Here is a 2,163-nt window from a genome sequence, read left to right as displayed (position 1 = left end):
GCGCCCTGGTTCGCCGAGGCCTACGTCGAGGGACGCGAGTTCAACCTGTCGCTGCTGGACGGTCCCGACGGGCCGCGGGTGCTGCCCCCCGCCGAGCTCCATTTCGTCGATTACCCGCCGGGCAAGCCTCGCATCGTGGGGTACACGGCCAAGTGGGACGAGACATCCTTCGAGTACGGCCACACCGTACGGAGCTTCGACCTGGCGGACGGCGACGGGCCCCTGGCGACGCGGCTCGCGGACCTCGCGCTGGCCTGCTGGCGCCTCTTCGACCTGCGCGGCTGGGCCCGCGTGGATTTCCGCGTGGACGCGGACGGCGCGCCCTGGATCCTCGAGGCCAACGCGAACCCCTGCCTCTCCCCGGACGCCGGTTTCCAGGCGGCCGTGACGAGGGCCGGGCTGGACTTCGACGCGGCGGTCGCGCGCATCCTCGCGGCCGCGACCAGATGAAACGGAGCGGAGCACCCACATGAACAGCAACGACTCACCCTATCGCACGAACGTCCGCCCGGGCGACGTCGCGGACGTCCGCAGGCTGGTGCAGGCCACTGGCTACTTCTCCCGCACCGAGGAGGGCATCGCCGCCGAACTGGTGGACGACCGGCTCGCCGACGGCCCGACCAGCGGCTACGACTTCCTCTTCGCCGACGGAGACGGCCGCCTCGACGGCTACGCCTGCTACGGCCTGATCCCCTGCACCGTCTCCAGCTACGACCTGTACTGGATCGCCGTCCATCCCGACACGCAGGGCACGGGCCTCGGGCGCCGCCTCCTGGCGGAAAGCGAGCGCCGCATACGCGCCCTCGGCGGCACCGCCGTCTACGCCGAGACCAGCGGCCGCGAGCAGTACATCAGCACGCGGGCCTTCTACGAGAAATGCGGCTACGGGGTCGGGGCCGTCTTCCCGGACTTCTATGCCCCGGACGACGACAAGGTCGTGTTCGTCAAGCGTCTCTGAGGCGTGCTCAGAACGGGGCGGGCACGGGCGGCACGCCACCCTGCCAGCGGATGCGGACCCCGGGCAACCCGACGTCCGCGAGGGAACGCCAGCGCCAGCCGTGCGCGGGCGAGATCGGATCCACCACCACGTCGGTCTCGCCCGGCCGCGGCTGCAGCACCAGCCGGGCGCGCGCGCCGCGCGCGCGGCTGTAGACATGAACGGTGACCGCCTCCCCGTCGCCGGCGCGCACGACCGTCCGGTGGTCGGGATTGGGCACGACGCCGAGCTCGGCCGGCCCGTCCGGATCGACCGCCACCAGCACCTGGTCGGCGAAGGTCGCCTCCGCTCCGAAAGCACCCGCCACTAAGGTCACCAGCGGCCGGTACCAGGCCGAGGGCGCCAGCTGGTGCTCGATCACGGGCTTGAGGCTCGAGGTCGCCAGCCAGGCCGCCAGTCCCATCGTCAGGGCCATGACCAGGCGCCGCCCGTCGGGAACGGGATCCCGGCGGCGCGCCCAGGCCGCGCCCGCGGACGGCAGCAGCAGCGCCATCAGCGGCAGGTGCAGGCGCGAGAACCCCCCCGCCGCCGCCGGCCCGACCAGTCCCGCGGCGACGAGGGCGAGCAGGAACCCGGCGTCGCGCAGTCCGCTGTCGGTGAGCAGCCCGCGGATGATCAGGGACATCGTCGCCAGGTAGCAGAGGAAGTAGAAGGCCCAGTGCAGGCCGGCCAGCAAGTTCGGCAGCGGGCGGCAGACGGCCTGCAGGACCTGCCGCACCGGGAAGAGGTCGGCCGACCAGACCAGGCGCAGGCGATCCCCGGCCCGGCGCGCGGCCTCGGCCGGATCGGCCCGCAGCTGATCGAGGGCGTAGGCGGCGCCGACGTGCCGCGGGTCCAGACCCCGCGCGCCGGCGTAGCGTGCCATGTCCTCTCGCAGCCTTGCGTTGGCGGCCATGTCGGTCCAGGTCGATCCGCAGCCGGCGCCGACGAAGGGGTTGTTGCCCATGGCCAGGTTCAGTCCGGAGCTCGTGGCCAGCAGGATCGGGCGGCCCTCCTCGCGGTGCAGAGCCGCCTGCCACGGCGCGAGCACCGCGAGGGAGACCGCCAGCATCAGAGCCGCCGCGGGGCCCCGCTCGGGCCACAGGCGGCGCGGTCCCAGGAACGCCAGGGGCAGCGCCAGCATGAACGCCAGGCCCGCCGTGCGGGTCAGGCACAGCGCGCCCGCG

At 73.4% G+C, this 2,163-nt stretch carries 3 protein-coding genes; 2 read left to right on the top strand and 1 reads right to left on the bottom strand.

Annotated elements, in window-relative coordinates:
* Positions 1-450: D-alanine--D-alanine ligase (locus tag KJ554_13145; GenBank protein MBU0743281.1), on the top strand; the 450-nt coding region annotated here is incomplete at its 5' end.
* A gap of 19 nt (positions 451-469) precedes the next feature.
* Complete coding sequence (locus KJ554_13140; GenBank protein ID MBU0743280.1) at positions 470-958, top strand: GNAT family N-acetyltransferase; 489 nt, start codon at positions 470-472, stop codon at positions 956-958.
* Between the two features lie 7 nt (positions 959-965).
* Here KJ554_13140 and KJ554_13135 read toward each other — a convergent pair.
* On the bottom strand, positions 966-2,163 hold a 1,198-nt coding region (locus tag KJ554_13135; GenBank protein MBU0743279.1), incomplete at its 5' end, for a hypothetical protein.

It is taken from the genome of bacterium (genome assembly GCA_018814885.1).
Taxonomy (GTDB): Bacteria; Krumholzibacteriota; Krumholzibacteriia; order LZORAL124-64-63; family LZORAL124-64-63; genus JAHIYU01.
Note: the sequence above shows the minus strand (reverse complement) of the source record. Positions and strands in the feature narration are given on the sequence as shown.